The organism is Streptomyces avidinii, assembly GCF_014650695.1.
Taxonomy (GTDB): domain Bacteria; phylum Actinomycetota; class Actinomycetes; order Streptomycetales; family Streptomycetaceae; genus Streptomyces; species Streptomyces avidinii.
Genome location: NZ_BMVL01000016.1, coordinates 16,469 through 43,032, shown reverse-complemented (window position 1 = coordinate 43,032; position 26,564 = coordinate 16,469). Strand labels below are relative to the sequence as shown.

Here is a 26,564-nt window from a genome sequence, read left to right as displayed (position 1 = left end):
GCCACCGAAACGAGTACCGCGGGCGACGGCGCCCCCGGTAACCTCCCGGCATGTCTACGCAACACGTGCAGCGCATGTCCCGTCTGATGGCCAAGACCCTCCGCGAGGACCCGGCCGACGCCGAAACCCTCAGCCACCGGCTGCTGGTCCGCGCCGGCTACGTCCGGCGCAGCTCCGCCGGGGTGTGGACGTGGCTGCCGCTCGGCAAGCGGGTCCTGGACAACGTCTCGCGCATCGTCCGCGAGGAGATGGACGCCATCGGGGCCCAGGAGGTGCTGCTCCCGGCCCTGCTGCCGAAGGAGCCGTACGAGGTCAGCGGGCGCTGGTCGGAGTACGGGGACCTGCTGTTCCGGCTCAAGGACCGCAAGGGCGCGGACTACCTGCTCGGGCCGACCCACGAGGAGATCTTCACCCTGGTCGTGAAGGACCAGTGCACCTCGTACAAGGACCTGCCGGTCATGCTGTACCAGATCCAGACCAAGTACCGCGACGAGGCGCGGCCCCGGTCCGGGGTGCTGCGCGGGCGCGAGTTCCAGATGAAGGACTCGTACTCCTTCGACGTGTCCGACGAGGGGCTGGCGGAGTCCTACCGGCTCCACCGCGAGGCGTACGTCCGCATCTTCGAGCGGCTCGGCCTGGACCACCGCATCGTGTCGGCGGTCTCGGGAGCGATGGGCGGCTCGGCGTCGGAGGAGTTCCTGGCCCCGGCCGAAGCGGGCGAGGACACCTTCGTGGACTGCCCCTCCTGTGCCTACGCGGCGAACACGGAGGCCGTGACCTTCGCCCTCGCTCCCGTGTCGGGCGAACACCCGGCGCTGGAGGAGGTGGACACCCCGGACACCCCGACGATCGAGACCCTGGCCGCACACCTGGGCGTACCGGCCTCCGCGACGCTCAAGAACCTCCTGGTCAAGGTCGACGGCGAGATCGTGGCCGTCGGCGTGCCGGGCGACCGGGAGGTGGACCTCGGCAAGCTGGGCGAGCACCTGGCCCCGGCCGTCGTGGAGTTGGTGACGGCCGAGGACTTCGAGGGCCGCCCGGACCTCGTACGCGGCTACGTGGGCCCGCAGGGCCTGGAGAAGGTCCGCTACCTGGCCGACCCCCGGGTCGCGCCCGGCACTTCGTGGGTGACGGGGGCCAACCGGGCTGACACGCACGCCCGGAACGTGGTCTGCGGGCGGGACTTCGAAGTGGACCGGTACGTCGACGTGGTGGTCGTGGAGCCGGGCGACCCCTGCCCGTCCTGCGGGGCGGGGCTGCGGCTGGACCGGGCGATCGAGATCGGGCACATCTTCCAGCTGGGCCGCAAGTACGCGGACGCCTTCGGGCTGGACGTCCTCGGCCGTGAGGGCAAGCCGGTCCGGGTCACGATGGGTTCGTACGGCATCGGCGTCTCCCGCGCGGTGGCGGCGCTGGCCGAGCAGACGGCGGACGAGCGCGGCCTGTGCTGGCCCGCGGCGGTGGCACCGGCCGACGTCCATGTGGTGGCGGCGGGCAAGGCGGTGCCGCTCGCCCTCGCGGAGGAGGCGGCGACGGCGCTGGCCGCGTCGGGGCTGCGGGTCCTGCTGGACGACCGGCCCGGCCTGTCGCCCGGTGTGAAGCTGACGGACGCGGAACTGATCGGCGTCCCGTGGATCCTGGTGGCGGGCCGCCGCTCCGCCGACGGCGTGGTCGAACTCCAGCACCGCGCGACCGGCACCCGCGAGGAACTCCCCGTGTCCGAAGCCCTTGCCCGCCTGACGTGACCGGGGCTCCGCACCGCAAACGCCGGCGCGGCTGGATTCCGGCCCGCCGGCGTTTGGGGCGCGGGGTCCGGGCAGAGCCCGGGAAAGGGAGCAAGTGAGGGGCGGGGAGAAGGCTCCGCGCAGCGGCTAATCGCGCAGCCCGTCCCGTTCCTGCTCCGGCGCAGGCGCGTCCAGCATCAGGCCGTCCGCCGGCCCACCGAGTGCGTCCGGAACCGGAGCCCCTTCGAGCGCATCGGCGTCGGCGTCGGCGTCCGCGACCGCGGCCGGCCCGGGGCCTTCGGAAGCCGGGCCGGCCGGGGCCGGTTCCTTCCGCGCGGGGGCCGCCGCAGGCGGTGGCGCCGAGCGCTCCAGGAAGCGCAACAGCTCCACCGGGAACGGCAGTACCAGCGTGGAGTTCTTCTCGGCGGCGACCGCCACGATCGTGTGCAGCAGACGCAACTGGAGCGCCGCCGGCTGCTCCGACATGACCTCCGCCGCCTCCGCGAGCTTGTGCGAGGCCTGCAGCTCCGCGTCCGCGTTGATCACCCGGGCCCGGCGCTCCCGGTCCGCCTCCGCCTGCCGCGCCATCGACCGCTTCATGGTCTCCGGCAGGGACACGTCCTTGATCTCGACCCGGTCGATCTGAACGCCCCAGCCCACCGCGGGGCTGTCGATCATCAGCTCCAGGCCCTGGTTGAGCATCTCCCGGTTGGACAGCAGATCGTCGAGGTCGGACTTTCCGATGATCGACCTCAGCGAGGTCTGCGCCATCTGCGAGACGGCGAAGCGGTAGTCCTCCACCGCCACGATCGCGCTCGCCGGGTCGACGACCTTGAAGTACACGACCGCGTCCACCCGCACCGTGACGTTGTCCCGGGTGATGCCCTCCTGCGCGGGCACCGGAAGCGTCACGATCTGCATGTTCACCTTGCGGAGCCGATCGACGAAGGGAACGACCGTCGTGAAACCGGGCCCGCGGATCTCCTCGCGCAGCCTGCCGAGACGGAAGACCAGGCCCCGTTCGTACTGCTTCACCACCCGGGCCGCGGCACCCACGTAGACCACGACGCCCACACCCGTGGCGATCGCCGCTGTCAGCAGTTCTTCGACCATGACGGCCCCCTGCCGGACATACCTTCCTACCTACGGTATGCCCTACAGCCAGGCCGCGAACTCCAGGAGCAGCTCCGCGTCCCGGCGCCGCCCCGCGGCCAGCGCGCGGTTGCCGGACTCCACCGCCCGGAACAGCGTCCAGCCCCGCAGCCGCTCCCGGTCCACGTCCAGCGCGTCGGCCAGCTTGTTCACCCGGCGCCGGGCCCCCGCAGCCCCGGCCGAGGACGCCACCTGGTCCTCCAGCCGGTCCCGGACCAGCCGTGCCAGGTCGTAGGCCCGCTCACCGACCAGCGGATCGGGACCCACCGTCAGCCACGGCGCCCGCTCGCCCGCCAGCACCTTGCCCTGCCGGAAGTTCCCGTGCAGCAGCAGCTCCTCCGGCGGAGCCGCCACCAGCTCCGCCCGCATCGCCAGCGCCGTGTCGGCCAGGGCCCGGACCTCCGCCGGGGCCGCCCGCAGGGCCGCCGACTGCTGCTCGGTGCGATCCGCGACCGTCTCCCACCCGTGGCCGGCCGGCGGCGCCACCCACAGCCTGCGCAGTGTGCCGCTCGCCTCCAGCAGGGCCTTCGCCTCCGGCAGCGAGCGCAGCGAAACCTCCGGGTGCAGCCGCTCCAGCAGCAGCGCCCCGTCGTCGTCGTGGTGCCGCGTGTCGAGGACCCGTACGGCCCCGAAGCCGCCCCAGTGGGCCAGCGCGGCCAGCTCGCGGTCGGGCCGGGCGTGCGGGGGCGCCAGCTTCAGCGCGGCCGGCGTCCCGTCGGCGTAGGTGACGAGGACCACCAGGCTGCTGCGGCCGCCCGGGGCCTGCACCCGCCGGGCCTCCACCCCGCGCCGGGACAGCGCCGCCTCGGTGAGTCGGGGCAATTGCCCCAGCCAGTCCGCGTCCTGCGCCGTCTCCGGCATCTCGCCGAGCGCCCGTACGAGACGCTGCGGCGGTTCGAAAGCCATGCGTGCGTGGTCCCTTTCAGCTGTGCTGGGCCCGTTGCGCCTCGTCAGCGCGTTCCGCGAGCCCAGGGAAGGCTACGCCGACACCGCGCCAGCGTGCCGCGCGCACGGCCGCCGCGCTCAGCGCGTCGGCCGCCTCGCGGCGCAGCGGACCCTCCGCCGCGCGCACCAGATCGGAGTACGCGCCGGCCACCCGGTCCTCGATCTCGGCGGCCAGCCGCTCGGCGTCCGCCGGGGTGCGCACCTCGAACGGCAGGGCGTACGCGGCCTCGGCGGGCCGGGGGGCGCCGCCCAGCTGGCGCACGGTCCGGGCGAGCGCGTCCCGGCGCGCGAGGTGGCCGCCGTACGACTCCCGCGCCTGCGTCGCACGTGCGCCGGTGGACCGGGCGCCGATCACCCCGTAGCCGTACGCCGCCGCGTGCTCGGCGGCGAGCGCGGCCTGGGCGGCCTCCAGAGCTCCGCCGGCGGGGGAGGGTTCGGGCTTCACGAGGTCGCTCCGGGGTTCGAGGTCAGCAGGTACGCGTGTACGGCGCCGCAGGCGGCCACCGAGGCCAGCAGCCGGGCCAGCTCCGCAGGGGCCCCGGCCAGGTCGATCGTCCGGGACTCGGACAGGCTCCGCTCGGCGTCCGCGAGGGCGGTCAGGGCCTCCTCGGGCTTCGGCGGCACCGGCTCACCGCTCGCCGCGGGCGCGGCCGCCCCCGTGCCGCCGGACCGGGACGGGGCGGGCGAGGGGCGATCCGCAGGGGTGGGGGAGAGGGCAGCGGCGTGGGCGGCGACGGCGGCGCGCAGCGGAGCGAGACGGGTGGCCAGGGCCGGATGGGCGGCCGCGGTGGCGTCGTAACGTTCCAGCAGTCGCGTACTGTCACGGACGGACGTCTCACGCATCCGCCGTTCGAGTGGAATCGTGAGGGCCGCGTCGGTCGCACGGTCGATGGAGCACCCGGTCAGCAACGCGGCGCCGGCCGCTCCGGCGAGCAGGCTCCTGCGCGAGGGTCTCGAAGGCAGAGTCCAGGGCACGGCGACGTCCTCCGGGTGATGACGGGGCGATGGCGGGGCAGGGTGTGATCACGGTACCCGGGGCCCTGTCCACAGGGCGGACGGCAACACCCTCCGACACCGGATACCCTTTGACCTGACACACGACGGAAATCACAACAGCACACGCGGCCGAGGAGTCACCCGGATGAGCACCACCCAGAGCGACAGGCTGCGCGGACTGCTGGAGCCGCTCGTCGCCGCCAAGGGCCTGGACCTCGAAGAGATCGAGATGTCCCGGGCGGGCAAGCGCCGGATGCTGCGGATCATCGTGGACTCCGACGAGGGCGTGGAGCTGGACGCGTGTGCGGAGCTGAGTCGCGAGGTCTCCGACAAGCTCGACGAAACCGATGTGATGGGTGAGGACGAGTACGTCCTCGAAGTGAGCTCGCCGGGCGCCGACCGCCCGCTGACCGAGCACCGTCACTACGTACGGGCGATCGGCCGTCTCGTGAAGTTCCAGCTCGCCGAGGGCGGGGAACTGATCGCCCGCATTCTCGAAGTCGACGACGAGGGCCTGGACCTCGAAGTCCCGGGCGTGAAGGGCCGCAAGGCGACCGCCCGGCGTATCGCATTCACCGACATCGCCAAGGCGCGTGTCGAGATCGAGTTCAACCGCAAGGACAAGAAGGAAGAGGAGGCGTAGCCGTGGACATCGACATGAGTGCCCTGCGGGGTCTGGTCCGGGAGAAGGAGATCTCCTTCGACCTGCTCGTCGAGGCGATCGAGTCGGCCCTCCTCATCGCGTACCACCGGACCGAGGGGAGCTTCCGCCGCGCTCGCGTCGTGCTGGACCGCACCAACGGTCACGTGGTCGTATGGGCGACGGAAGACCCGAGGGATCTCGAAGAGGGCCAGGAGCCCAAGGAGTTCGACGACACGCCGTCGGACTTCGGCCGGATCGCCGCGACGACCGCCAAGCAGGTGATCCTCCAGCGTCTGCGTGACGCCGAGGACGACCTGACCTTCGGCGAGTTCGCCGGCCGTGAGGGCGACGTCATCACCGGCGTCGTCCAGCAGGGCAAGGACCCCAAGAACGTCCTCGTCGACATCGGCAAGCTGGAGGCCATCCTGCCGGTGCAGGAGCAGGTCCCCGGTGAGGAGTACACGCACGGTCTGCGCCTGAAGGCGTACGTCGTCCGCGTGGCGAAGGGTGTTCGCGGTCCGTCCGTGACCCTCTCGCGCACCCACCCCAACCTCGTGAAGAAGCTCTTCTCGCTGGAGGTCCCGGAGATCGCCGACGGCAGCGTCGAGATCTCGGCGATCGCCCGTGAGGCCGGTCACCGCACCAAGATCGCCGTTCGGTCCACCCGTTCGGGTCTCAACCCGAAGGGCGCCTGCATCGGCCCGATGGGCAGCCGCGTGCGCAACGTCATGGCCGAGCTGCACGGCGAGAAGATCGACATCGTCGACTGGTCGGACGACCCGGCGGAGATGGTCGCGAACGCGCTGTCACCCGCCCGGGTGAGCAAGGTCGAGGTCGTCGACTGGGACTCCCGGTCCGCCCGGGTGACCGTGCCGGACTACCAGCTGTCGCTGGCCATCGGCAAGGAGGGCCAGAACGCCCGCCTCGCCGCGCGGCTCACCGGCTGGCGCATCGACATCCGCCCCGACACCGAGACGGCGCCCGACGCCGACCGGGACCGGGACGGGGAATAAACCGGTACCGTCCGGGCTTGCCCGGACGGTAGACAGGGTGCACGGCCGCCGCTCCGGCGGCGGATACAGGACAACACGACAGCCGTTCGATCTTTCCCCCGCCACTTGTCGGGAGAGAGGTCGGTGCGGGGAGGTAGACTTAGGCGTGTCTGGCCGGACGCAAGCCCGCGCATGCCCCGAACGCACCTGTGTGGGGTGTCGGGAGCGAGCGGCCAAGAACGATCTGCTGCGCGTCGTGGCGGACGGGGACGCATGCGTCCCCGATCCACGCGGTACGCGGCCGGGACGGGGTGCCTACGTGCACCCTGCCGTGGTCTGCCTCGACCAGGCGATCCGGCGACGAGCGTTCCCCCGGGCCCTTCGGTCCGCCGGAGCGCTCGACACGGAGAACCTGCGCAATGCCGTGGCCGGCGAGGCCGGGCACACCGTAATGAAGTAGTACGGCACGGATACCCCGTGCGGTCAGGTACCTCGCGAGTTGGAAGTAGGTCGAGATTGCGATGAGCACTCGATGAGTACGCGATGAGTACGCCCATGAAGTAGCGACGGTCCGGCGTAACCCGGACCTAAAAGGAGCGAAGTGGCTAAGGTCCGGGTATACGAACTCGCCAAGGAGTTCGGGGTGGAGAGCAAGGTCGTCATGGCCAAGCTCCAAGAACTCGGTGAATTCGTCCGTTCGGCGTCCTCGACGATCGAGGCGCCGGTTGTACGCAAGTTGACTGACGCACTGCAGGGGCCCGGCGGCAACGCCGGCAAGTCCGCTGCAAAGCCCGGCGCGCCCCGCAAGGCCGCGCCCGCCAAGCCCGCAGCGCCCTCCCCGGCCGCTGCGGCACGTCCTGCTGCCCCGAAGCCCGGAGCGCCGGCCCCCAAGCCGGCCGCCGCCGAGGTTCCGGCCGCAGCGCCCGTGACGCCGGCCGCCTCCGGCCCGCGTCCCGGCCCGAAGGCTCCGGCCGCCCCGAAGCCCGCTCCGGCGGCGCCCGTGGCGACCGAGTTCTCCGCGCCTCCGGCGGCTCCGGCCGCCCCGGCGCGCACCGAGCGTCCCGCCGCCGCCGCTCCCGGCCCCCGTCCGGCGCAGCAGCGTCCGGCCCAGGGTCAGGGTGGCCAGGCCGGCGCCCGTCCCGGCGCCCCGCGCCCGGCCGGCGCCACTCCCGGTGCCCAGGGGCAGCGCCCCGCCGGTGCACCCGGCTCGGCCCCGCGTCCCCAGGGCGCTCGTCCGGCGGGTCCCCGTCCGGGCAACAACCCCTTCACCTCCGGCGGCTCCACCGGCATGGCGCGCCCGCAGGCGCCCCGTCCGGCCGGCGCGCCCCGTCCCGGTGCCCCCGGCGCCGGTGGCGGCCAGGGTGCTCCGCGCCCGCAGGGTGGTCCCGGCGGCGCTCCGCGTCCGCAGGGTGCCGGTGCAGGTCGTCCGACCCCGGGCGGCATGCCGCGTCCGCAGGGCGGCGCCCCGCGTCCCGGTGGTGCTCCCGGTGGTAACCGTCCCAACCCGGGCATGATGCCGCAGCGTCCCGCTGCCGGTGGTCCCGGTCCCCGTCCCGGTGGCGGCCCCGGTGGCCGTGGTCCCGGTGCGGGCGGTGCCCGTCCCGGTGGCGGTGCCGGTCGTCCCGCGGGCGGCGGCTTCGCCGGTCGTCCGGCCGGTCCGGGCTCGCGTCCCGGCGGCGGTGGCGGCTTCGGTGGCCCGCGTCCCGGTGGCGGCGGCTTCGGCGGCGGTCCGGCCGGTGCCGGTGGCGGCGGTCGTCCCGGCTTCGGTGGTCGTCCCGGTGGTCCCGGTGCCCGTGGTGGCACGCAGGGCGCCTTCGGTCGTCCCGGTGGTCCGGCCCGTCGTGGTCGCAAGTCCAAGCGTCAGAGGCGCCAGGAGTACGAGGCCATGCAGGCCCCGTCCGTCGGCGGCGTGATGCTGCCGCGCGGTGGTGGCGAGACCGTGCGCCTGTCGCGCGGTGCTTCCCTCACCGACTTCGCGGAGAAGATCAACGCCAACCCGGCGTCGCTCGTCGCCGTGATGATGAACCTCGGCGAGATGGTCACTGCCACGCAGTCCGTCTCCGACGAGACGCTCGAAATGCTGGCCGGCGAGATGAACTACGTCGTCCAGATCGTCAGCCCGGAGGAAGAGGACCGCGAGCTCCTCGAGGGCTTCGACATCGAGTTCGGCGAGGACGAGGGCGGCGAGGAATACCTCATGCCGCGTCCGCCGGTCGTGACCGTCATGGGTCACGTCGACCACGGTAAGACCCGACTGCTCGACGCCATCCGCAAGACGAACGTCGTTGCGGGCGAGGCCGGCGGCATCACGCAGCACATCGGTGCGTACCAGGTCTCCACCGAGGTCAACGACGAAGAGCGTCGCATCACCTTCATCGACACCCCGGGTCACGAGGCGTTCACCGCCATGCGTGCCCGTGGTGCGAAGTCGACCGACATCGCGATCCTCGTGGTCGCGGCCAACGACGGCGTCATGCCGCAGACGATCGAGGCGCTCAACCACGCCAAGGCCGCCGGCGTCCCGATCGTCGTCGCGGTCAACAAGATCGACGTCGAGGGTGCCGACCCGGTCAAGGTGCGCGGTCAGCTCACCGAGTTCGGTCTGGTCGCCGAGGAGTACGGCGGCGACACGATGTTCGTCGACATCTCCGCCAAGCAGGGTCTGCACATCGACTCCCTGCTCGAGGCCGTCGTCCTCACCGCCGACGCCTCGCTCGACCTGCGCGCCAACCCGGAGCAGGACGCTCAGGGTATTGCGATCGAGTCCCACCTCGACCGCGGCCGCGGTGCCGTCGCCACCGTCCTCGTCCAGCGCGGTACCCTCCGCGTCGGCGACACGATGGTCGTGGGCGACGCCTACGGCCGAGTGCGCGCCATGCTCGACGACAAGGGCAACAACGTCGAGGAAGCGGGTCCGTCGACCCCCGTCCTGGTCCTGGGTCTCACCAACGTCCCCGGCGCCGGCGACAACTTCCTCGTCGTCGACGAGGACCGCACCGCCCGTCAGATCGCCGAGAAGCGTGCTGCGCGTGAGCGCAACGCCAACTTCGCCAAGCGCGTCCGCCGGGTGTCCCTGGAAGACCTCGACTCGGTCCTCAAGGCCGGTCTGGTCCAGGAACTCAACCTCATCATCAAGGGCGACGCGTCCGGTGCGGTCGAGGCTCTCGAGTCCTCGCTGCTCCAGCTCGACGTCGGTGAAGAGGTCGACATCCGCGTCCTGCACCGCGGTGTGGGTGCGGTCACCGAGTCCGACATCTCGCTGGCGATGGGCTCCGACGCCATCGTCATCGGTTACAACGTCCGTGCGGCCGGCCGTGCCGCGCAGATGGCGGACCGCGAGGGCGTCGACGTTCGCTACTACTCGGTGATCTACCAGGCCATCGAGGAGATCGAGGCGGCCCTGAAGGGTCTCCTCAAGCCGGAGTACGAAGAGGTCGAGCTCGGTACGGCGGAGGTCCGCGAGATCTTCCGCTCGTCCAAGCTGGGCAACATCGCCGGTGTCCTCATCCGGTCCGGCGAGGTCAAGCGCAACACCAAGGCGCGGCTCCTGCGCGACGGCAAGGTCGTCGCCGAGAACCTCACCATCTCCGGTCTGCGCCGCTTCAAGGACGACGTCACCGAGATCCGCGAGGGCTTCGAGGGTGGTATCAACCTCGGTTCCTTCAACGACATCAAGATCGACGACGTCATCGCGACGTACGAGATGCGCGAGAAGCCCCGCGCGTAAGCGCGAGGCACATCGCACGTGTCGTAGCTCGTAGCACCGGGGCCGGTCGGCGGAATATCCGTCGATCGGCCCCGGCCGTTGCGTGTACGGTTCTGGTGACCCGGCCGCGCGAGCGCCGGGTGATCCTTCCGGGCGACGGCCCGGCAGGCCACCGAACCCGCACCGGCGGGATATCCGGAACTGCATGTACGTGGGGACTCTGTCCTTCGACCTGCTCCTCGGCGACGTCCACTCGCTGAAGGAGAAACGCTCTGTCGTCCGGCCCATCGTCGCCGAGCTCCAACGGAAGTTCTCGGTGAGCGCGGCCGAAGTGGGTGACCAGGACCTCCACCGCCGGGCCCGCATAGGGGTCGCGCTGGTGAGTGGGGACGCGGGGTTCCTCTCGGACGTACTGGACCGCTGCGAGCGGCTGGTCGCGGCGCGTCCGGAAGTGGAGCTGCTGTCCGTACGACGGCGCCTCCACGGTGATGAAGACTGATAGCAAGACATAAGAAGGAGACGGACCAGTGGCCGACAATGCGCGGGCGAAGAAGCTGGCGGACCTCATCCGGGAGGTGGTGGCCGAGAAGCTGCAGCGCGGTGTCAAGGACCCCCGCCTCGGTACGCACGTGACCATCACGGACACCAGGGTCACCGGCGACCTGCGGGAGGCCACGGTCTTCTACACGGTCTACGGCGACGACGAGGACCGCGCCAGCGCGGCAGCGGGCCTGGAGAGCGCCAAGGGCGTGCTGCGGTCCGCGGTCGGCCGGGCGGCGGGCACCAAGTTCACGCCCACCCTGACCTTCGTCGCGGACGCCCTCCCGGAGAACGCCAAGACCATCGAGGACCTCCTCGAGAAGGCGCGCACCTCCGACGCCCAGGTGCGCGAGGTCTCCTCCGGCGCCCAGTACGCCGGCGAGGCCGACCCGTACAAGAAGCCGGGCGAGGACGCCGACGACTCGGACGAGGACGCAGCCGCGGAATGAGCACCAACGCAGGGAAGACTCCGGACGGCCTTGTCATCGTCGACAAGCCGTCCGGCTTCACTTCGCACGACGTGGTCGCCAAGATGCGCGGGATCGCCAAGACCCGTCGCGTCGGCCACGCCGGCACGCTCGACCCGATGGCGACCGGTGTGCTGGTCCTGGGCGTGGAGAAGGCCACCAAGCTCCTCGGCCACCTCGCGCTCACGGAGAAGGAGTACCTCGGCACGATCCGCCTGGGCCAGGACACCCTGACGGACGACGCCGAGGGCGAGATCACCTCCTCCACGGACGCCGCCGGGGTCACCCGGGAGGCCGTGGACGAGGGCATCGCCAAGCTGTCCGGCGAGATCATGCAGGTCCCGTCCAAGGTCAGCGCCATCAAGATCAAGGGCGTGCGTTCCTACAAGCGCGCCCGTGACGGCGAGGACTTCGAGATCCCGGCCCGGCCGGTGACCATCTCGTCGTTCCAGGTGTACGACATGCGCGAGGCCGAGGCCGAGGACGGCACGAAGGTCGTCGACCTCGTCGTCTCCGTCGTCTGCTCCAGCGGTACGTACATCCGCGCCCTCGCCCGTGACCTGGGCGCCGACCTCGGCGTCGGGGGGCACCTGACCGCGCTGCGGCGCACCCGGGTGGGCCCGTACAAGCTCGACCGGGCGCGCACCCTGGACCAGCTCCAGGAGGAGCTGACCGTCATGCCCATCGGCGAGGCGGCCGCCGCGGCCTTCCCGCGCTGGGACCTGGACGCCCGACGGGCCTCGCTGCTCGCCAACGGCGTGCGGATCGACATGCCGGAGGAGTACGCGGCCGGTCGCACGGTCGCGGTCTTCGGGCCGCAGGGGCAGCTGCTCGGGCTCGTCGAGAACAAGAACGGAAAGGCGAAGTCCCTCGCGGTCTTCGCCTGATCCCGGTCGGCCGCCGATCCCGGCGGTCGACCGATCCGGTTCGTGCACCCGGTCACCGGGTGTTGACGTGGAGCGGTGAGCGCACAGGTACTGCTGCTCACCGCTCCACGACCCCCCTCGGGTAGGTCTCTATCCACCCCGACCCCTGTATTCACCCGTCCGAGCAGGCGCTCGGAGTGAATGGAGGGAGCGTAAGGGGGCGCTTTCGCCTCGCGTGCTTTTCGTGCTGATCTTCACCTGCCTACCGTCGGAGCACGGGGCGTTGCGGGGGAGCAGTGCGGGGAGTGGTGCGGCCATGGCGGAGCTCGTCAAGATCTGCGATCCCGGCGGGCGGGCGCGCGGCAGCGGATTCGTCGCCGACGACCGCGGGACGGTGGTCACCAGTCACGAGGCCGTCGACGGCCTGACCCGGGTGGTGCTGCACGCGCCGGGACCCGCCGGGCGGACCTGGCTGGCCGAGGCGGCGGACGTGACCGTCCTGCCGGGGCTCGCGCTGGCGCTCGTACGGACCGACGGGCTCGGGGTCCGGCCCCTGCCGGTGGCGCTGCGCGAGGTGATCGATCCCGGGACCTACGTACGGCTGCCCGCGCGGGGATGGCGGCAGGCGCGGGTGCTGGGGGGCGCGCAGGCCACGTACCCGGCGGCGGCGCGGACCCACGCGGTGCCCGCTGGCGTGGCCGTGGAACTGGCGATCGGTACGGACGGCCGGGACGCGCTGCGGCTCGGCGGGGAGGCCTGCGGGGGCCCGGTGCTCGACGCCGGGACCGGAGCGGTGCTCGCGGTACTGGGCACCGCTCTGCGGGCGGAGCACCGCTCCGGGGGCTTCGCGGTGGCGTTGCGGGCGGCGGCCGGAGCAGACCCGGACGGCCCGCTGGCCGCCCTCCTGGAGCGCAACGCCGCGACCGTGCCCGGTCACGGCGCCGACCTGAACCTCGCCGGGGCGCTGGAGCTGACCGCGACCACCCTCGGCGCCTGCCTCCGCTCGGACGGGCCGGAGCCCGTGGAGCGCCCGGCCGTGGCCGCCGAACTCGCCGCGTTCACCTCCGGGGACCGCCCGGTCCTCGGCCTCGTGGGGGACCCGGGCACGGGCCGCACCACGGAACTGGCCGCACTGGCCGTCCGCCGGGCCCACGGGGCCCGCCCCGCCCCGACCCTCTGGCTGCGCGGGGCGGACCTGCGCACCGGGGACACCTCCCTGGCCGAGGCCGCGACACGGGCCCTGACGACGGCGTCCCGAATCGTCTCCACGGCCGGTGAGCCGGTGGCTCCCGCCGTGGGGCCGGTCCCGTGCACCGACGAGCGCGCGGCGGGGGCCGCCCGTCGGGCGCCGGTGCCGAGCACCGACGGCCCCGCGGCGGTCGCAGGATCCCCGCCCGCGCACCGACCGCCCACGCCGGACCAGCCCGGCGACGACGAGACACCCCCCGACCCGGCCCCGGCCCCGGCCCCGGCCCCGGCCCCGGCCCCGGCCCCGGCCCCGGGCACTGGCTGGGGCGCCGGCGCGGCCATGGACACGGACAGGGCGGCGGGCACCGGGTGGGGCAGTGGCCGGGCGACGGACACCGGCGCCTGCATCGGCCCGGACACGGGCACCGGTACCGGCACTGGTTCGGGCATGGGTCCGGCGACAGGCATCAGCACCGGCTCGGGGACCGGCCCACCCACCGGTGCGGACCGGGGAACCGGCTCCGGCACGGGCGTCGGCACGGACCGGGGTGCAGGCGCGGCCACGGCCACGGCCACCGCCACGGGTCCCGGGACCGGCACCGGCAGCGGACCGGCCGGCGGCACGGGCCTGGGCGCATGCCCGGCTCAGGCGGCGGGCGAAGGCTCCGGCGCCGACCGGGGCACCGGCCCGACGGCGGGTACCGGCAGCGGCCCGGGCACCGGCACCGTGTCGGGCAGCGGCGGCGCGGTCGGCGGCATTGCCGAACAGGTCGCGCGGTTGGCCGGTGGGGCCGGGCGGGGGCTGCTCGTCGTGCTCGATGCCCCCGAGGAGATGCCGCCGGAACTCGCCCACCGGCTCGGCCCCTGGACCGCCGCCACCGCCGAGTGGCTGCGCGGCACCGGGGCCCGGCTGGTCGTCGCCGCCCGGCCCGAGTACTGGGAACGGGCCGGCGCCCTCTACCCGCCCGAGGCACTGCACACCCCGGCCCGCCCCGCCCGGCGGCTGCCGCCCGCCCTCCCGCTCGCGGAACTCGCCCCCGCCGAGGCCGAGACCGCCCGGGCCCGCCTCGGCATCCCCGCCGACGCCGTCCGGGAGGCCGACGCCCGGCATCCGCTCACCCTGCACCTGCTCGCCGGGATCCGCGCCGCCGAGGTCACCGCCGGCCGCCCCGGCCGCGACGAGGTATTCGCCGCACACCTGGACCTGCTGTGCCTGCGCGCCGCCGTCCGCATCGCCGCGGCCTGCGCCGACGCCGGGGGCGCCCGGGTGCACGGCCCCGGCGTCCGCCGGCTCGCGGCGCGCGTGGCCGGCCGGGTGCACGAGGCCGCGCGGCGCGCCCTGGGGCCCGGGCAGGGGCAGCTGGACCGGGCCGCCTTCGAGGAACTCTTCCCGTGGCGCACCGGATGGGCCTCCGCCGTGCTCACCGAGGGCCTGCTGGTGCCCGCCGGTCCCGGCTACCGCTTCGCCCACGAGGAGCTGTCCGACTGGATCCAGGCCGGCCACCTCGACGCCCCCACCGCCCTCGGCCTCCTCGTCCACGGACCCGCCGTCCCCGGCCTGCCCGTGCCCCGGCACCGGATCGGGCCGATCCTGGAGGCCCTGCGCCGGCTCGCCCCCGACCCGCTGCGCAGGGAGCTCACCGCGCTGGTCGACCGCCTCAACCGCATCGCCGAGGAACCCGATCGGGCCACCCCCGACCGCGCCTGGTGGGCCGCCCGGCTGCTGCGGGAGACCCTGCTCCGGGCCCCGGACGCCCGCCCGCACCTCCCCGTCCTGCACGCCCTCGCCGAGCACGTGGCCCGCGTCGGCCCGGGGGAGTTCGGCGGCTGGTTCTGGAACCGGCTGCGGCTGCCCGAGCCCGACCGCCTCGACCTGCTGCGCCGTCTGCTGCCCGCCGACCCCGCCGAAGCGGTCCCCGGCGACCGCTTCCTCGACGCCGCGGCCCGCCGCCTCGTCCGGGACCCGCAGCGCGCACAGCCCCTGCTCTGCGCCTGGTTCACCGACGGCCGCAGGCTGCGCGGCCGCCCCGGGGCCACCGTCGCCACCGCCGCCCAGGCCCTGCTCCACACCCACCGCGCCCTCGCCGTGGACGACCTCACCGAAGCGCTCGTCACCGCCGCGCACCCCCGCGCCGACGAGCTGCTGGCCGTACTCGCCGAGGAGGAGCCCTCCGCCCTGTGCCGGGCCGTCGACCGCTGGGCACACGACGAACGCCCCGAGCGCCGGGTCGCGGCGGCCGCCTACGGGCTCGCCACCTCCCCGCACCTCCGCACCCCCGCCGACCGCGAGCTGCTGCGCCGCGCCGCCCGGGCCCTGCTCGCCCGACCCGCCGACGCCACCCTGCACGGCAGCGCCCTCGCGATCCTGCTGCGCGACCCCCAGGTGCGCGGCCGCTACCTGCCCGATGCCCTCGCCTGCTTCCGGGATCCCGAGCCCGGCTCCCGGCTGCCCGCGGAGGCTCTGGTCGCCGCCCTGCCCGTCCTGCCCGATCCGGACGAGGTGTTCGCCGCCCTGCGGGCCCGCGCCGACGGGGAGGTGGTGCGCGCCCTGGCCGGGCTGACCACGCCGGGGCTGGCCCGGCGCGCGGGTGACCTCGTACGGGAGCATCTCGCGCGGAGCCCCGGGGACGCGCCGCACGCCGCCTTCTTCGTCGACCGGCGGCTCGACCAGGGCCCGGCCGCCGCCTCGGTGGTGCGGCCCCTGGTCCTGGACCTGCTCCTCGGCGCCCCGGCCGTGGTGCGCGCCGCGCTGGCGGTCGTACTGGCCGCGCCGGGCTCGGAGGCCTCGCACCCGCTGCGCGGGGAGCTGGCCGACACCCTGCTGCGCGAGGAGGCCGATCCGCAGGTGCTCGACGTGTTCCTCGAGGCCGTGGCGGCCGGGGCCTGCGCGCGCCAGGAGGACCGTACGCGGGAGCTGCTGCGGCGCACCGGACGGCAGCTGCTGCGCGTCCCGGGCGGGCCGGCGGTCTTCGAGCGGCGGACGGTGGAGCTGGCCCGGGCCGAACCGGCCTTCGGGGCGCTGGTGGCCCGCTGGCTGGCGAGGGCGGAGGCGGAGGCGGCGGCCCTGCTGGGGCCGAGCGCCCGTCGGACGGTGGAGACCCTCAGCAGGGCGGCCGCGGATGTGACGTGACGACAGACACGGCGGGCCGATCCAGTCAGATGCCGATGCGGGGCACCGGCCACGGGCATGGCAGTCTTAGACCTGCAATCGGCAATCAGTTCAAGGACCAACCGGGTTCGGGCGAGGAGCGGTCACAGTGCAGCGCTGGCGTGGCTTGGAGGACATCCCCCAGGACTGGGGACGCAGCGTCGTCACCATCGGCTCCTACGACGGCGTGCACCGGGGACATCAGCTGATCATCGGACGGGCGGTGGCCACTGCGGGTGAGCTCGGCGTGCCGTCCGTGGTGGTCACCTTCGCCCCGCACCCGAGCGAGGTGGTGCGCCCCGGCAGCCACCCGCCGATCCTGGCCCCGTACGACCGGCGTGCCGAGCTGATGGCCGGACTCGGCGTCGACGCGCTGCTGATCCTGCCGTTCACGGCGGAGTTCTCCCAGCTGTCCCCGGCCGACTTCATCGTGAAGGTCCTCGTCGACAAGCTGCACGCGCGTGCCGTCATCGAGGGTCCGAACTTCCGCTTCGGTCACCGGGCCGCAGGGAACGTCGACTTCCTGCGCGAGCTGGGCTCCACCTACGACTACGAGGTCGACGTCGTCGACCTGGTCGAGCGGGGCGAGGCGGGCGGCGGGGTGCCGTTCTCCTCGACGCTCGCGCGCAGGCTGGTCGCCGAGGGCGACATGGACGGCGCGGCCGAGATCCTGGGGCGTCCGCACCGGGTCGAGGGCGTCGTGGTGCGCGGTGCGCAGCGCGGGCGGGAACTCGGCTACCCGACGGCGAACGTGGAGACCCAGCCGCACACCGCGATCCCGGCGGACGGGGTCTACGCGGGCTGGCTGACGGCGGACGGCGAGCGGATGCCGGCGGCGATCTCGGTGGGGACGAACGTGCAGTTCGACGCCACCGAGCGGACCGTGGAGGCGTACGCGATCGACCGCGTGGGCCTCGACCTGTACGGGATGCACGTCGCCGTCGACTTCCTCGCCTACGTGCGGGGGATGGCGAAGTTCGAATCGCTGGACGGGCTGCTGGAAGCGATCGCGGACGATGTGAAGCGGGCGCGGGTACTGACGGACGCGTACGACGCGAAGCGCTGACGAAGACGCGGAAGGGCCCGTACCACCCTCGGGGTGGTACGGGCCCTTCTTGCTGTCGCCGGTCGGCGGCCCGGCGGTCGGCGTCAGCCGAGGCGCGGGTCCCGCGGGGGCTGCTGGGGATGCGGAGGCTGCTGCTGCTGCGGGGCCGGGGGCTGCTGCCACGGCTGGCCGGGCTGCGGGTACGGCTGGCCGTAGGGCTGCGGGGGCTGCTGGTACGGGGGCTGTCCCTGGGGCTGGCCGTACGGCTGCGGCTGCTGGGGCTGCTGCGGGGGCTGCGGGTACGCCTGATGGGGAGCCTGGGGCTGCTGCGGCGCGCCCCAGTGACCCTGCGGGGCCTGCTGCTGTGCCCGCAGGAAGTCCTCGGCCACCAGCGCGGAGAGATTGAAGTACGCCTCGCGCGTCTTGGGCCGCATCATGTCGAGGTCGACCTCGGCGCCGGCCGCGAGGTGTTCGTCGAAGGGCACCACGACCACTCCGCGGCAGCGGGTCTCGAAGTGCTGCACGATGTCCTCGATCTTGATCATCTTGCTGGTCTCGCGGACCCCGGAGATGACCGTGAGGGAGCGTGAGACGAGGTCGGCGTACCCGTGCGCGGAGAGCCAGTCGAGCGTGGTGCTGGCGCTGCTGGCACCGTCCACCGACGGGGTCGAGATGATGATCAGCTGATCGGCCAGGTCCAGGACGCCGCGCATGGCGGAGTAGAGCAGGCCGGTGCCCGAGTCGGTGAGGATGATCGGGTACTGGCGGCCCAGCGTCTCTATGACGCGGCGGTAGTCCTCGTCGTTGAAGGTCGTGGAGACGGCAGGGTCCACGTCGTTGGCGATGATCTCCAGACCGGAGGGAGCCTGCGAGGTGAACCGGCGGATGTCCATGTACGAGTGCAGGTACGGGATCGCCTGCACCAGGTCCCGGATCGTGGCGCCGGTCTCGCGGCGGACGCGGCGGCCGAGGGTACCGGCGTCGGGGTTCGCGTCGATGGCCAGGATCTTGTCCTGGCGCTCGGTGGCGAGGGTGGCACCGAGGGCGGTGGTGGTCGTGGTCTTGCCGACGCCGCCCTTGAGGCTGATGACGGCGATGCGGTAGCAGGACATGACCGGGGTGCGGATCAGCTCCAGCTTGCGCTGGCGTTCCGCCTCGGCCGCCTTGCCGCCGAAGCGGAACCGGCCGCCGACGCCGTTGTTGTTGTTCTTCGGCTTCTGCTTGTTGCGCAGCAGGCGGTCGGAGGACAGCTCGACGGCGGCGGTGTAGCCGAGGGGCGCCCCGCCGCCGGTCTGGCCGGCCGAGTAGCGCGGGTCGTGCGGCTGCGGCTGCGGCTGCTGTTGCGGCTGGTGCTGCGGGGCCTGCTGACCGGGCCCGGCGGACCACTGTCCGGCGGTGCGGGGGTCGTAGTGCTGCGGCTGGGGCGGTTGCGGCTGCTGGGGCTGCGGAGGTACGGGAGCCGGCGGCGGGAACGGGTACGCGTCGGGCGTCCCGAAGGCGGGGGGCGGCGACGACAGTTCGCCGGCGGGTCCGCCGAACGGGGTCTCCGCGGCGGGCACCGGCGGCGCGTCCGCAGGGCTGATCGCGGCAGGCGCCTGAGCGGCCGACTGCTCGGCGGGCGGCAGTACGGGCGTTCCCTCGGCGGGAGTGTCCTGCGGTCCGGCCCAGGGCGCCGGCGGTGCCTCGGTCACCGAGTCGGCGACCGGCACCGGCGCCAGCGCCGGGTACGGCGTGACCCCGTCGACGGGGGGCAGCGCGGGGAAGGGCGTCGCGGGCGGGGCGTCGGCAGGAGCAGGAGCAGGAGCAGGAGCAGGAGCAGGAGCCGGAGCGGCATCGGGCTGCGGAGCGATCTCCTCCACCGGAGCCGCGGGGACCGGTACGGGCACCTCGTCGATCGGGACCGGGACTTCGAGCGCGGGCGGCGCATCCTCGACCGGAGCGGGAGCGGGAGCGGGAGCGGGAGCCGGAGCCGCGAAGGGCAGGGCGGACTCCGGCGGGGCCGGAGGCGCCGCCTCGGCCTGTGCAGGAACCGGCGTCGGGGCCGGCACCGCGTACGGCAGTTCCGGAGCCGGAGCGGGAGCCTCGGACGGAGCCGGAGCGGGAGCCTCGGACGGAGCCGGAGTGGGAGCGGGAGCCTCGGCCGGAGCCGATGCCGGGGCCTCGATCGGAGCAGGGGCCGGAGCCGGGGGCGTCACGGGCGGGGCGGACTCCACAGGAGCCGGCGATGCGATGGGGGCCGGGGCCGGGGCGGGTGTCGCGTACGGCAGTTCCGGAGCCGGGGCCGGAGCCGGAGCCGGGTACACGGGCGCCGCGTCGACCGGCGCCGCGGGGGCGGGCGGGAACGGGGCCGGCAGACCCGCGCCGTCGGACGGGGTCCGCGGTGCGGGCGGAGCGATGCGCATCGTCGAGGGCGATTCCAGCTCCGACGGGCGGTGGGGCTCGAAGCCGCTGCCCTCGGGCAGTCCCGGCACCTGCGCCGCCGGGGCCCCGCCCTGCATGTACCAGGCCGGCGGGGTGTAGTCGATGGTGAACTCGCCCGTGACTTCGGGCTCCGCGTCGGACTGATCGTCCGTCGGGACGTCCCACGTCCCGCCGCGCCTCTCGTTCCGATCGCCGCTCACTGGTCCTCCTGGTCTGTCGCACACTGGTCCGGCGCCCACCTCGCCGCGCCCGGACCCAGCCTAATCGGGCCCCGACATCGCTGTCCGCCCCCCTCAGGGGGCCGCCGGCTCAGTCGATGCGCCGGGCCCCGCCGAGCAGGCCCGTCTCCGCGTCCGTCCCCTGTGTCATCACGAACTGCCGGTCCCGCGGGGTGCACCACAGGGTCACCCCGTCACCCAGCGTCGGCAGCGAATCCACCGCCTGCCGGGGGAGCCGCATCAGACGGCCGATCTGCTCCGCCTCGTCCGGGGACACCCGCTGCACGCCCACCAGGGACGACTGCTGCAGCAGCCGCGGCGCCGTCGGGCTCAGGTACGGCAGCAGGGTCAGCACCGCCTGCCACGGACCGGCCACCACCCGCCCGCGCGGCGGCCGCATCCCGCAGTCGCGGATCACCAGCACCGGGCTGCCCGCCGACGCACCCTGCGGCGGGATCCGGCCCACCTCGTGCAGGGTCACGCACTGCTGTCCGCCGCCCGCCGCCTGGGCCAGCCCGGACCACACCTGACCACGGCCGGTCTCCACCGCCACGCGCGCACCCGTGGCCGCCGCGCGCAGCGCCAGTACCTGCGCCGTCCAGAGCCCGCCGATCAGCGTCACTTCGTACGGCGTCGGCCGGTTGATGCCCAGCACCGCCGACCGGCCCTCGGCGTCCACCCCGATGACGACCCCGTCGTCCCCGACGGGCAGCGCCAGCAGGTCCAGGTCCGCGGCGGGCACCACGTGCCGCTCCCGGCGCGGACCGACCAGCCCGAAACCGCCCCTCATCGAGCCCCTCCCAGCGGCAGCGAAGCCAGCAGCCCCGGCACCTGTTCACGGTCGAGGCGCACCAGCCCGGTCTTCACGCCGCGCGCCGTCCTCTCCAACTCCCGCCGCGCAGCGACGAGTTCCTCGTCGCTGCGTCCTGTCACCCGTACGTGTCCGGTCAGGGTGACGCCCTGTCGCTCCGCCGGGGCCATCGTCAGGCTGAAGTTCGTCGCCAGCGCGGGCAGCGAGGTCAGCAGCGCCACGAACTGCGGCAGCGCGGCCGAGCCGGCGCCGCCCAGCTGGGGCCAGCGGCCTATCCAGTACGTCGTGTGCCGCCGGTCGTCGCAGCGCCAGGTCCGCGAGGTCTCCTCGGTCCGCCGCCCGGTGCTGCTCGACCGCCCGGCCTGGGTGATCGCCATCGGGTTGGCGCACGAGGACGTGGCGAGCGCCGCCGTCAGCTCCTGCTCGGTCAGCACGGTGGCCGTGAACCCGGCTCCGGCCAGCCGGCTCGCCAACTGGTCCGCAGCGCGCACCAGGCACCGCTGCGCCCCGGGCAGCCCTCCGCCGCGCGCGGTGACGGCCTCCGGGCACAGCTCCGGGTCGAGCTTGAGCGCGATCCACGTCAGGCGGACCGCGGGGGTTCCCGTTCGCGCCTGCAGCGGCGCGTAGTTGCGCGTCGCCATCGACTGGGCGGGCAGGTGCGGTGCGGGCGCGGGCTGGGTGTGCTGAACGAGTTGTGCGGACTCCAGCCGGATGCCGTCCACTTCGAGGATGTCCCGTACGACGGCGAGCGGCAGCGGTCGCGCCGCCCGGTCGGGCCGGAGCGCCGTGGCGTCCGTGTCCACCTGGACGACCGCGGTCAGGAAGGTCCCGTCACCGATCATCCCGACCGGCCGTCGGTCCCGGTCGCCGAAGGTGAGGGTGCGCAGCGCCGGATCGGCCTCGACCAGCGGGGCGAGGCCCGGTTCGGTGCCCGCGGGCACGGTGAAGGCCGCGGCCCGGCGTCGGCGTGAACGCAGCGCGAGCGCGCCGCCGATCCATTCGGGCAGGGAGCGCTGGTGGCGGCGTACGACCGCGAGCACCACCAGGACGAGCGCCAGCACGCCGGTGGGGACCAGCAGCAGCGGTTCGACGACCCAGGCCACCAGCAGGGCGGCTGCCGCGACTTGAAGCAGAACGAGCTGTTGCAGTCGGAACGGACCGAAGCGGCCGGGGCTCGACTTCGGATGCGGCGTCACCCCGCCGCGCGCCGGTGCGGGCGCGCCGGTCTGCTGCTCCGTCGCGGTGGCCATCACTCGCGCACTTCCCCTTTCCGGGGCCGGACCCCATGAGTTCCGGCGCTGCGCGACGACTGCCGCACGACCCCGGAATCTCCCCAATCCACCCCAACAAGCCCTGATTAACCCGGTGCGGAAGGGGCTGAGCGGCAGCCTCACCCTACCCGGCCCCTGCATACCGTCGGTCAAGAGGCATAGTAGGTGCCCGGTCGGACAATCGAGGCCCGGGGACCGTACTCACCGGCCGGGCCGTGCGGGGAGAAGCAGGCGGTCATGGCATCACGACGTGATGAGCTCAACGCGTACACCTTTGCGAAGCGGCGCACGGTGGCCGCGTTCCTCCAGCCATCCGCCACGGGCACCGAGGAGGGCGCGCCGCGCCCGCTGCGCGCGGTCCTGCCGGGGGTGATCGTGGGCGCGCTGGTGCTCGCCGGGTTCGGCGCCTGGGGCATGTTCAAGCCGACGGCCCCCAAGGGCTGGGCGGAACCGGGTACCCGGGTCATCGTCGGCAAGGACTCGACCACCCGGTACGTGGTCCTGACGACGAAGGTGGGCGGCAAGGACCAGACCCGGTTGCACCCGGTGCTGAACCTCGCGTCCGCCCGACTCCTCCTGGATCCCAAGAAGTTCAAGGTGATCCAGGTCGAGGACAAGGTCCTGGACGCGGGCAAACCGCCGCGCGGCCCCATCATCGGTATCCCGTACGCCCCGGACCGGCTGCCCTCCAAGGACGACGCGGGCAAGGCCAAGCGCTGGGCCGTCTGCCAGCAGCCGGGTGGCAACGGCCGTGGCGTGCAGACCGCCACCTTCGTCCTCGCCGACCGCGAGGCGGCCAAGACGGACGACGCCCGCAGGCTGACCGACACCCAGTCGCTGTACGTGCAGAGCACCGGCGCGGGTCAGGAGCGCTACCTGATCGACGCGGCCGGGACGAAGTACAAGTTCCCGGAGGGCACCCCTGCCGCCGGGACGATGACCAACGCGTTGGTCGGCACCGGCGCCACCCCGCAGCAGGTCACCCCGGAATGGCTGGGCACCCTCAACTCCGGCGACGAGCTGTCGTTCCCGCCGCTGCCCGGCAAGGCCGGTTCCGACGCCGGGGTCAAGGGCCTGGGCACCGCCGACAACAAGGTCGGTATGGTGCTCAAGGCGCAGACGGGCTCCGGCGCGCAGCACTACGTGGTGCTGCCCGGGAAGGTCGCGCCGGTCTCCGACTTCGTCGCCTGGCTGCTGATCTCGGCGCCCGCGACGGACGGCCTCAACATGCACGGCAAGGCCCGCGAGGTCGACCTCCAGTCCATCAACCCGGACGCCGCCCCGTTCGCGGGCGAGGTCAGGTGGCCGCAGAAGAAGACCGACCGGATCAACCAGACGGCACCGCCCGCGGGCACCCAGACCGGCGGGGCCAACAACCGCGACACCGTCTGCAGCGTCCTGCGCTCGGTCGACGGCCAGGGCAACCAGACCCTGAGCACCTGGGCCGGTACCGGCTTCCCCGTCGACATCACCGCCAGCGGCACCAGCGCGTACGTCACCCCCGGCTCGGGCCTGCTCTACACCCAGGTCCAGGGCAAGCAGACGACGGCCGGCGGCTCCCTGTTCCTGGTCACCGACACCGGGCTGCGGTACGCCGTCCAGGCCAACGGCGACAGCGACGCCGAGCAGTCGAAGATCGGCGCGCCCGACCAGTCGAAGACCGGTACGGACGCCCGCCCCGAGGCCAGCCAGGCGCAGGTCCGGCTCGGCTACGGCGGCGTCAGCCCGGCCATGGTGCCCATCGCGTGGTCGGAGTTCCTCTCCAAGGGGCCGCGGCTGGACACCAACTCGGCCCGCCAGCCCCAGGGTTCGTGAGGAAGCCGCTGATGACCCACACCCACACCCACGCGCCCCGGCGGGCGCTCCTGGCCGCCGCCTTCGCCCTCGCCCTGGCCTCCGGCGGCGCGGGGGCGGCCTCGGCCGCCGAGGCGGCTCCCGCGCCGCCGTCCCCGTACGCGCAGTCCCCGTACGCGCAGTCCCCGTACGCGCAGTCCCCGTACGCGCAGTCCCCGTACGTGCTGCGCCTCGACGGCGCGGGGGAGTGCACCTTCCCGATGAAGAAGCAGATCGCCGACCGCCCCTGGGCGCTCCAGCGGCTCCTGCTCGACGAGCTCTGGGCCCAGACCAAGGGCAAGGACAAGAACGGCGCCGGCGTCCGCGTCGCAGTCATCGACACCGGTGTGGACCGAGCGAACCCGCAGCTCAGCGCGGCCCTCGACACCGGCGCCGGCAAGGACTTCGTCGACCCCAAGGGCGGCGACGGCACGACCGACACCATCGGCCACGGCACCAAGGTCGCCGGGCTGATCGCGGCGCGCCCCCAGGAGGGCACCGGCTTCGTCGGGCTGGCCCCGGACGCCACGATCATCCCGATCCGGCAGAACGACGGGCAGGGCAAGGGCAACGCCCTGTCCCTGGCCCAGGCCATCGACCACGCGGTGGCCAAGGGCGCCCAGGTGATCAACATCTCACAGGACACCGACGCACAGCTCTCCGCCGACTCCGAGCTCGGCAAGGCGGTCCAGAAGGCCGTCGCCGCCAACATCGTGGTGGTGGCCTCGGCGGGCAACGACGGCACGAGCGGCGAGAAGCGCAAGACCTACCCGGCGGCCTTCCCCGGAGTGCTCGCCGTGGGTGCCTCGGACCGCAACAACGAGCGGGCCGTGTTCTCCCAGCCCGGTGACTTCATCGGGGTGGCGGCGCCCGGCGTCGACATGGTCTCCACCGTCCCCGGCTTCGGCCAGTGCATCGACAACGGCACCAGCTTCTCCGCGCCGTACGTCGCCGGCGTCGCCGCCCTGCTGCGTGCCAAGCACGCGGACTGGTCCGCGCAGCAGATCGTCTGGCAGATCCAGAACACCGCCGAGCGTGCCGTCAACGGCCGTGACGACTACGTCGGTTGGGGCGTCGTCGACCCGGTGCGCGCGCTCTCCCACGACCAGCAGGCCCCGAAGGCCCCGGTTCCGGACCCCGGTCCACCCCCGGCGACGGCCCCTGAGGCGGCGGCGCTCCGGCTCACCGAGACGGCCCAGGAGCGCGAGGAGAGGTTCGGCACGTACGCTCTCGGCATCGGCGCCGTCCTGATCGCCGTCATCGCGGGTACCGCGACGGTCGTCCGGGACTCCCGCAACCGCCGACGCCGTTTGCAGTGAACGGTCACAGTTCATCTACGGAAGCCCCCCACCGGTGTTGGGGCTGGGCGATGAACTGGCTAGAGTGACACCAGGCTTCACGAGTGTGATCGGGGGATCGCGTGAAGCGGAGGGGGACAACCCGGGGCGCGTGGCTCACAACCGCGCCAGGTACGTCCGCTCCGCTGCGCAATCCGCCGGTTCTGCCGGCGAATTGAGAAGTGAGGAGCTTCGATGAGCACGAACACCTTCGGACTTGCAGACGATCCGGTCGTCCAGGCGAAGAACAAGATCGAGGAGACGGGCACCGCCGTCACCAAGCAGGCCCGCGAGCTGGCCGACATCATCGCCACCGTGAGCGCCGGCTGGACCGGTGTGGGCGCCTCGGGCTTCATCACGGCCCAGTCGACGCTCAACGACAGCCACGACGAGATCCGTCGGCTGCTCGGCGTCCTGCACAACGCGGTGGCCCAGACGAAGAACCTCAGCAACGCCCAGGACGACGAGGTGCGTGCCGCGTTCAAGAACGCCGTCCAGCCGTCGCAGTCCGGCAACGGCCCCCGTTCGGGCCTCGACGGCATCTGACAGCGCCGCTTTTCAGTCGGTCACAGCGAGAAGGAGAAGAGCATGACGGCGAACGACGGTACCCGGGTCCGGTATGAGTCCGTCCAGCAGATGGCGGACCGCATCCGGATCGTCTCCGGGAACATCATCAAGGACCTGGAGCAGATGGAACAGGCCCTGAAGGTCGTCACCGACACCTGGGACGGTGAGGCGCACCGCGAGTACGTCACCCTCCAGGGCAAGTACAAGAGCAAGGCCAACACCATGCAGACGGAGCTGGAGAAGGTCGCCAAGCTCATCGAGCGCGGCAAGGACGACTACCGCGCCACCGACAAGCGGGCCTCGACCCTCTTCACCGAGGCCTACTGAGCCGGGCAGGGACCCCGGTCCCGCGAAGCCGAAGGGGCGCGCCCGTACCGGGCGCGCCCCTTCGGCGTATCCTGCCGCCCGCTCAGGGCTGGTGGCGGTCCAGGTCGAACTCGCCGTCCCTGGCACCGAGCACGAAGGCCTCCCACTCGGCCGCGGTGTAGCGCAGCACCGTCTCCCGGTCCAGCGACGACCGCATGGCGACCGCCCCCTCCGGGAGCCGGGCGATCTCGACCCGCTCCTCGTCCGGGCTGGTCCCCGGCGGCCCTTCCCACTCCACACCGCTGATGTCGAGCGCGTACAGCTCGTCCTTCTCCTGCTGGGTGCCCATGAGCGGCCTTTCCCTCGGTGGTGCGGTCTTCCCCGCCGA

General features: G+C 73.4%; 22 protein-coding genes. 14 read left to right on the top strand and 8 right to left on the bottom strand.

The features are described 5' to 3' along the window. The first annotated feature begins 50 nt into the window (after positions 1-50). The gene (locus IE257_RS31335) at positions 51-1,745 is read left to right on the top strand and encodes a proline--tRNA ligase (protein ID WP_189973239.1); all 1,695 of its coding nucleotides are present in this window, start codon (positions 51-53) and stop codon (positions 1,743-1,745) included. A gap of 126 nt (positions 1,746-1,871) precedes the next feature. Here IE257_RS31335 and IE257_RS31330 read toward each other — a convergent pair whose 3' ends face one another. The 4 genes from IE257_RS31330 to IE257_RS31315 are packed head-to-tail and all read right to left on the bottom strand — an operon-like array spanning position 1,872 to position 4,796. After that, positions 1,872-2,837 (bottom strand): slipin family protein, encoded by a 966-nt coding sequence (locus IE257_RS31330; RefSeq protein WP_189973238.1) that lies wholly within the window; start codon positions 2,835-2,837, stop codon positions 1,872-1,874. 42 nt (positions 2,838-2,879) lie between these two features. After that, positions 2,880-3,782, bottom strand: coding sequence for an aminoglycoside phosphotransferase family protein (locus IE257_RS31325; protein WP_189973237.1), 903 nt, complete (start codon positions 3,780-3,782; stop codon positions 2,880-2,882). 16 nt (positions 3,783-3,798) lie between these two features. Continuing rightward, positions 3,799-4,266 carry a ferritin-like domain-containing protein gene (locus IE257_RS31320; protein WP_229920767.1) on the bottom strand — a complete coding sequence of 156 codons (468 nt, stop codon included), beginning with the start codon at positions 4,264-4,266 and terminating at the stop codon, positions 3,799-3,801. Then, the gene (locus IE257_RS31315; RefSeq protein ID WP_189973236.1) at positions 4,263-4,796 is read right to left on the bottom strand and encodes a hypothetical protein; all 534 of its coding nucleotides are present in this window, start codon (positions 4,794-4,796) and stop codon (positions 4,263-4,265) included. The genes IE257_RS31320 and IE257_RS31315 overlap by 4 nt, the downstream gene beginning before the upstream one ends. Before the next feature lie 166 nt (positions 4,797-4,962). On the opposite strand from IE257_RS31315, the gene rimP reads away from it, so the two are divergent. The 9 genes from rimP (at position 4,963) to IE257_RS31270 (ending at position 17,433) form a co-directional block, all read left to right on the top strand. Beyond that, positions 4,963-5,460: a ribosome maturation factor RimP gene (gene rimP, locus IE257_RS31310; protein ID WP_030386337.1), complete on the top strand. Its 498-nt coding sequence runs from the start codon at positions 4,963-4,965 to the stop codon at positions 5,458-5,460. A gap of 2 nt (positions 5,461-5,462) precedes the next feature. After that, complete coding sequence (gene nusA, locus IE257_RS31305; protein ID WP_189973235.1) at positions 5,463-6,473, top strand: transcription termination factor NusA; 1,011 nt, start codon at positions 5,463-5,465, stop codon at positions 6,471-6,473. A gap of 145 nt (positions 6,474-6,618) precedes the next feature. After that, entirely contained in the window at positions 6,619-6,912 is a 294-nt protein-coding gene (locus tag IE257_RS31300) for a YlxR family protein (protein ID WP_189973234.1), read from the top strand. A gap of 141 nt (positions 6,913-7,053) precedes the next feature. Then, positions 7,054-10,179 (top strand): translation initiation factor IF-2, encoded by a 3,126-nt coding sequence (gene infB / locus IE257_RS31295; protein WP_189973233.1) that lies wholly within the window; start codon positions 7,054-7,056, stop codon positions 10,177-10,179. 184 nt (positions 10,180-10,363) lie between these two features. Further along, entirely contained in the window at positions 10,364-10,657 is a 294-nt protein-coding gene (locus IE257_RS31290; RefSeq protein ID WP_030651158.1) for a DUF503 domain-containing protein, read from the top strand. Positions 10,658-10,685: 28 nt separating this feature from the next. Next, positions 10,686-11,147 (top strand): 30S ribosome-binding factor RbfA, encoded by a 462-nt coding sequence (gene rbfA / locus IE257_RS31285; protein ID WP_189973232.1) that lies wholly within the window; start codon positions 10,686-10,688, stop codon positions 11,145-11,147. Then, positions 11,144-12,052 (top strand): tRNA pseudouridine(55) synthase TruB, encoded by a 909-nt coding sequence (gene truB, locus IE257_RS31280; RefSeq protein ID WP_189973231.1) that lies wholly within the window; start codon positions 11,144-11,146, stop codon positions 12,050-12,052. Before rbfA ends, truB begins: the two co-directional genes overlap by 4 nt. 295 nt (positions 12,053-12,347) lie before the next feature. Further along, positions 12,348-16,349, top strand: coding sequence for a trypsin-like peptidase domain-containing protein (locus IE257_RS31275; RefSeq protein WP_189973230.1), 4,002 nt, complete (start codon positions 12,348-12,350; stop codon positions 16,347-16,349). A gap of 127 nt (positions 16,350-16,476) precedes the next feature. Beyond that, positions 16,477-17,433 (top strand): bifunctional riboflavin kinase/FAD synthetase, encoded by a 957-nt coding sequence (locus IE257_RS31270; RefSeq protein WP_189973229.1) that lies wholly within the window; start codon positions 16,477-16,479, stop codon positions 17,431-17,433. Positions 17,434-17,516: 83 nt separating this feature from the next. On the opposite strand, the gene IE257_RS31265 is transcribed toward IE257_RS31270, so the two are convergent. From IE257_RS31265 to eccE, 3 genes are all read right to left on the bottom strand, one after another. Next, positions 17,517-20,033, bottom strand: coding sequence for an SCO5717 family growth-regulating ATPase (locus tag IE257_RS31265; protein ID WP_189973228.1), 2,517 nt, complete (start codon positions 20,031-20,033; stop codon positions 17,517-17,519). A 109-nt stretch (positions 20,034-20,142) separates the two neighbouring features. Then, positions 20,143-20,841, bottom strand: a complete 699-nt coding sequence (locus IE257_RS31260) for a hypothetical protein (protein WP_189973227.1) — start codon at positions 20,839-20,841, stop codon at positions 20,143-20,145. Then, on the bottom strand, positions 20,838-22,112 hold the full coding sequence (eccE, locus tag IE257_RS31255; RefSeq protein WP_189973226.1) for a type VII secretion protein EccE: 1,275 nt from the start codon (positions 22,110-22,112) through the stop codon (positions 20,838-20,840). The genes IE257_RS31260 and eccE overlap by 4 nt, the downstream gene beginning before the upstream one ends. A 258-nt stretch (positions 22,113-22,370) precedes the next feature. Here eccE and eccB point away from each other — a divergent pair, with 258 nt between their 5' ends. The 4 genes from eccB to IE257_RS31235 all read left to right on the top strand — a co-directional run bounded on the left by eccB (position 22,371) and on the right by IE257_RS31235 (position 26,197). Further along, positions 22,371-23,948, top strand: a complete 1,578-nt coding sequence (eccB, locus tag IE257_RS31250; protein ID WP_189973225.1) for a type VII secretion protein EccB — start codon at positions 22,371-22,373, stop codon at positions 23,946-23,948. Between the two features lie 11 nt (positions 23,949-23,959). Then, entirely contained in the window at positions 23,960-25,285 is a 1,326-nt protein-coding gene (mycP, locus tag IE257_RS31245; RefSeq protein ID WP_229920766.1) for a type VII secretion-associated serine protease mycosin, read from the top strand. 213 nt (positions 25,286-25,498) lie between these two features. Beyond that, positions 25,499-25,849 (top strand): hypothetical protein, encoded by a 351-nt coding sequence (locus IE257_RS31240; protein ID WP_189973224.1) that lies wholly within the window; start codon positions 25,499-25,501, stop codon positions 25,847-25,849. Between the two features lie 42 nt (positions 25,850-25,891). Continuing rightward, a complete protein-coding gene (locus tag IE257_RS31235; RefSeq protein WP_189973223.1) occupies positions 25,892-26,197 on the top strand; it encodes a WXG100 family type VII secretion target in 306 nt (101 codons plus the stop codon). Positions 26,198-26,279: 82 nt separating this feature from the next. Here IE257_RS31235 and IE257_RS31230 read toward each other — a convergent pair whose 3' ends face one another. Continuing rightward, the gene (locus IE257_RS31230) at positions 26,280-26,525 is read right to left on the bottom strand and encodes a DUF397 domain-containing protein (RefSeq protein WP_189973222.1); all 246 of its coding nucleotides are present in this window, start codon (positions 26,523-26,525) and stop codon (positions 26,280-26,282) included. Between the last annotated feature and the right edge of the window lie 39 nt (positions 26,526-26,564).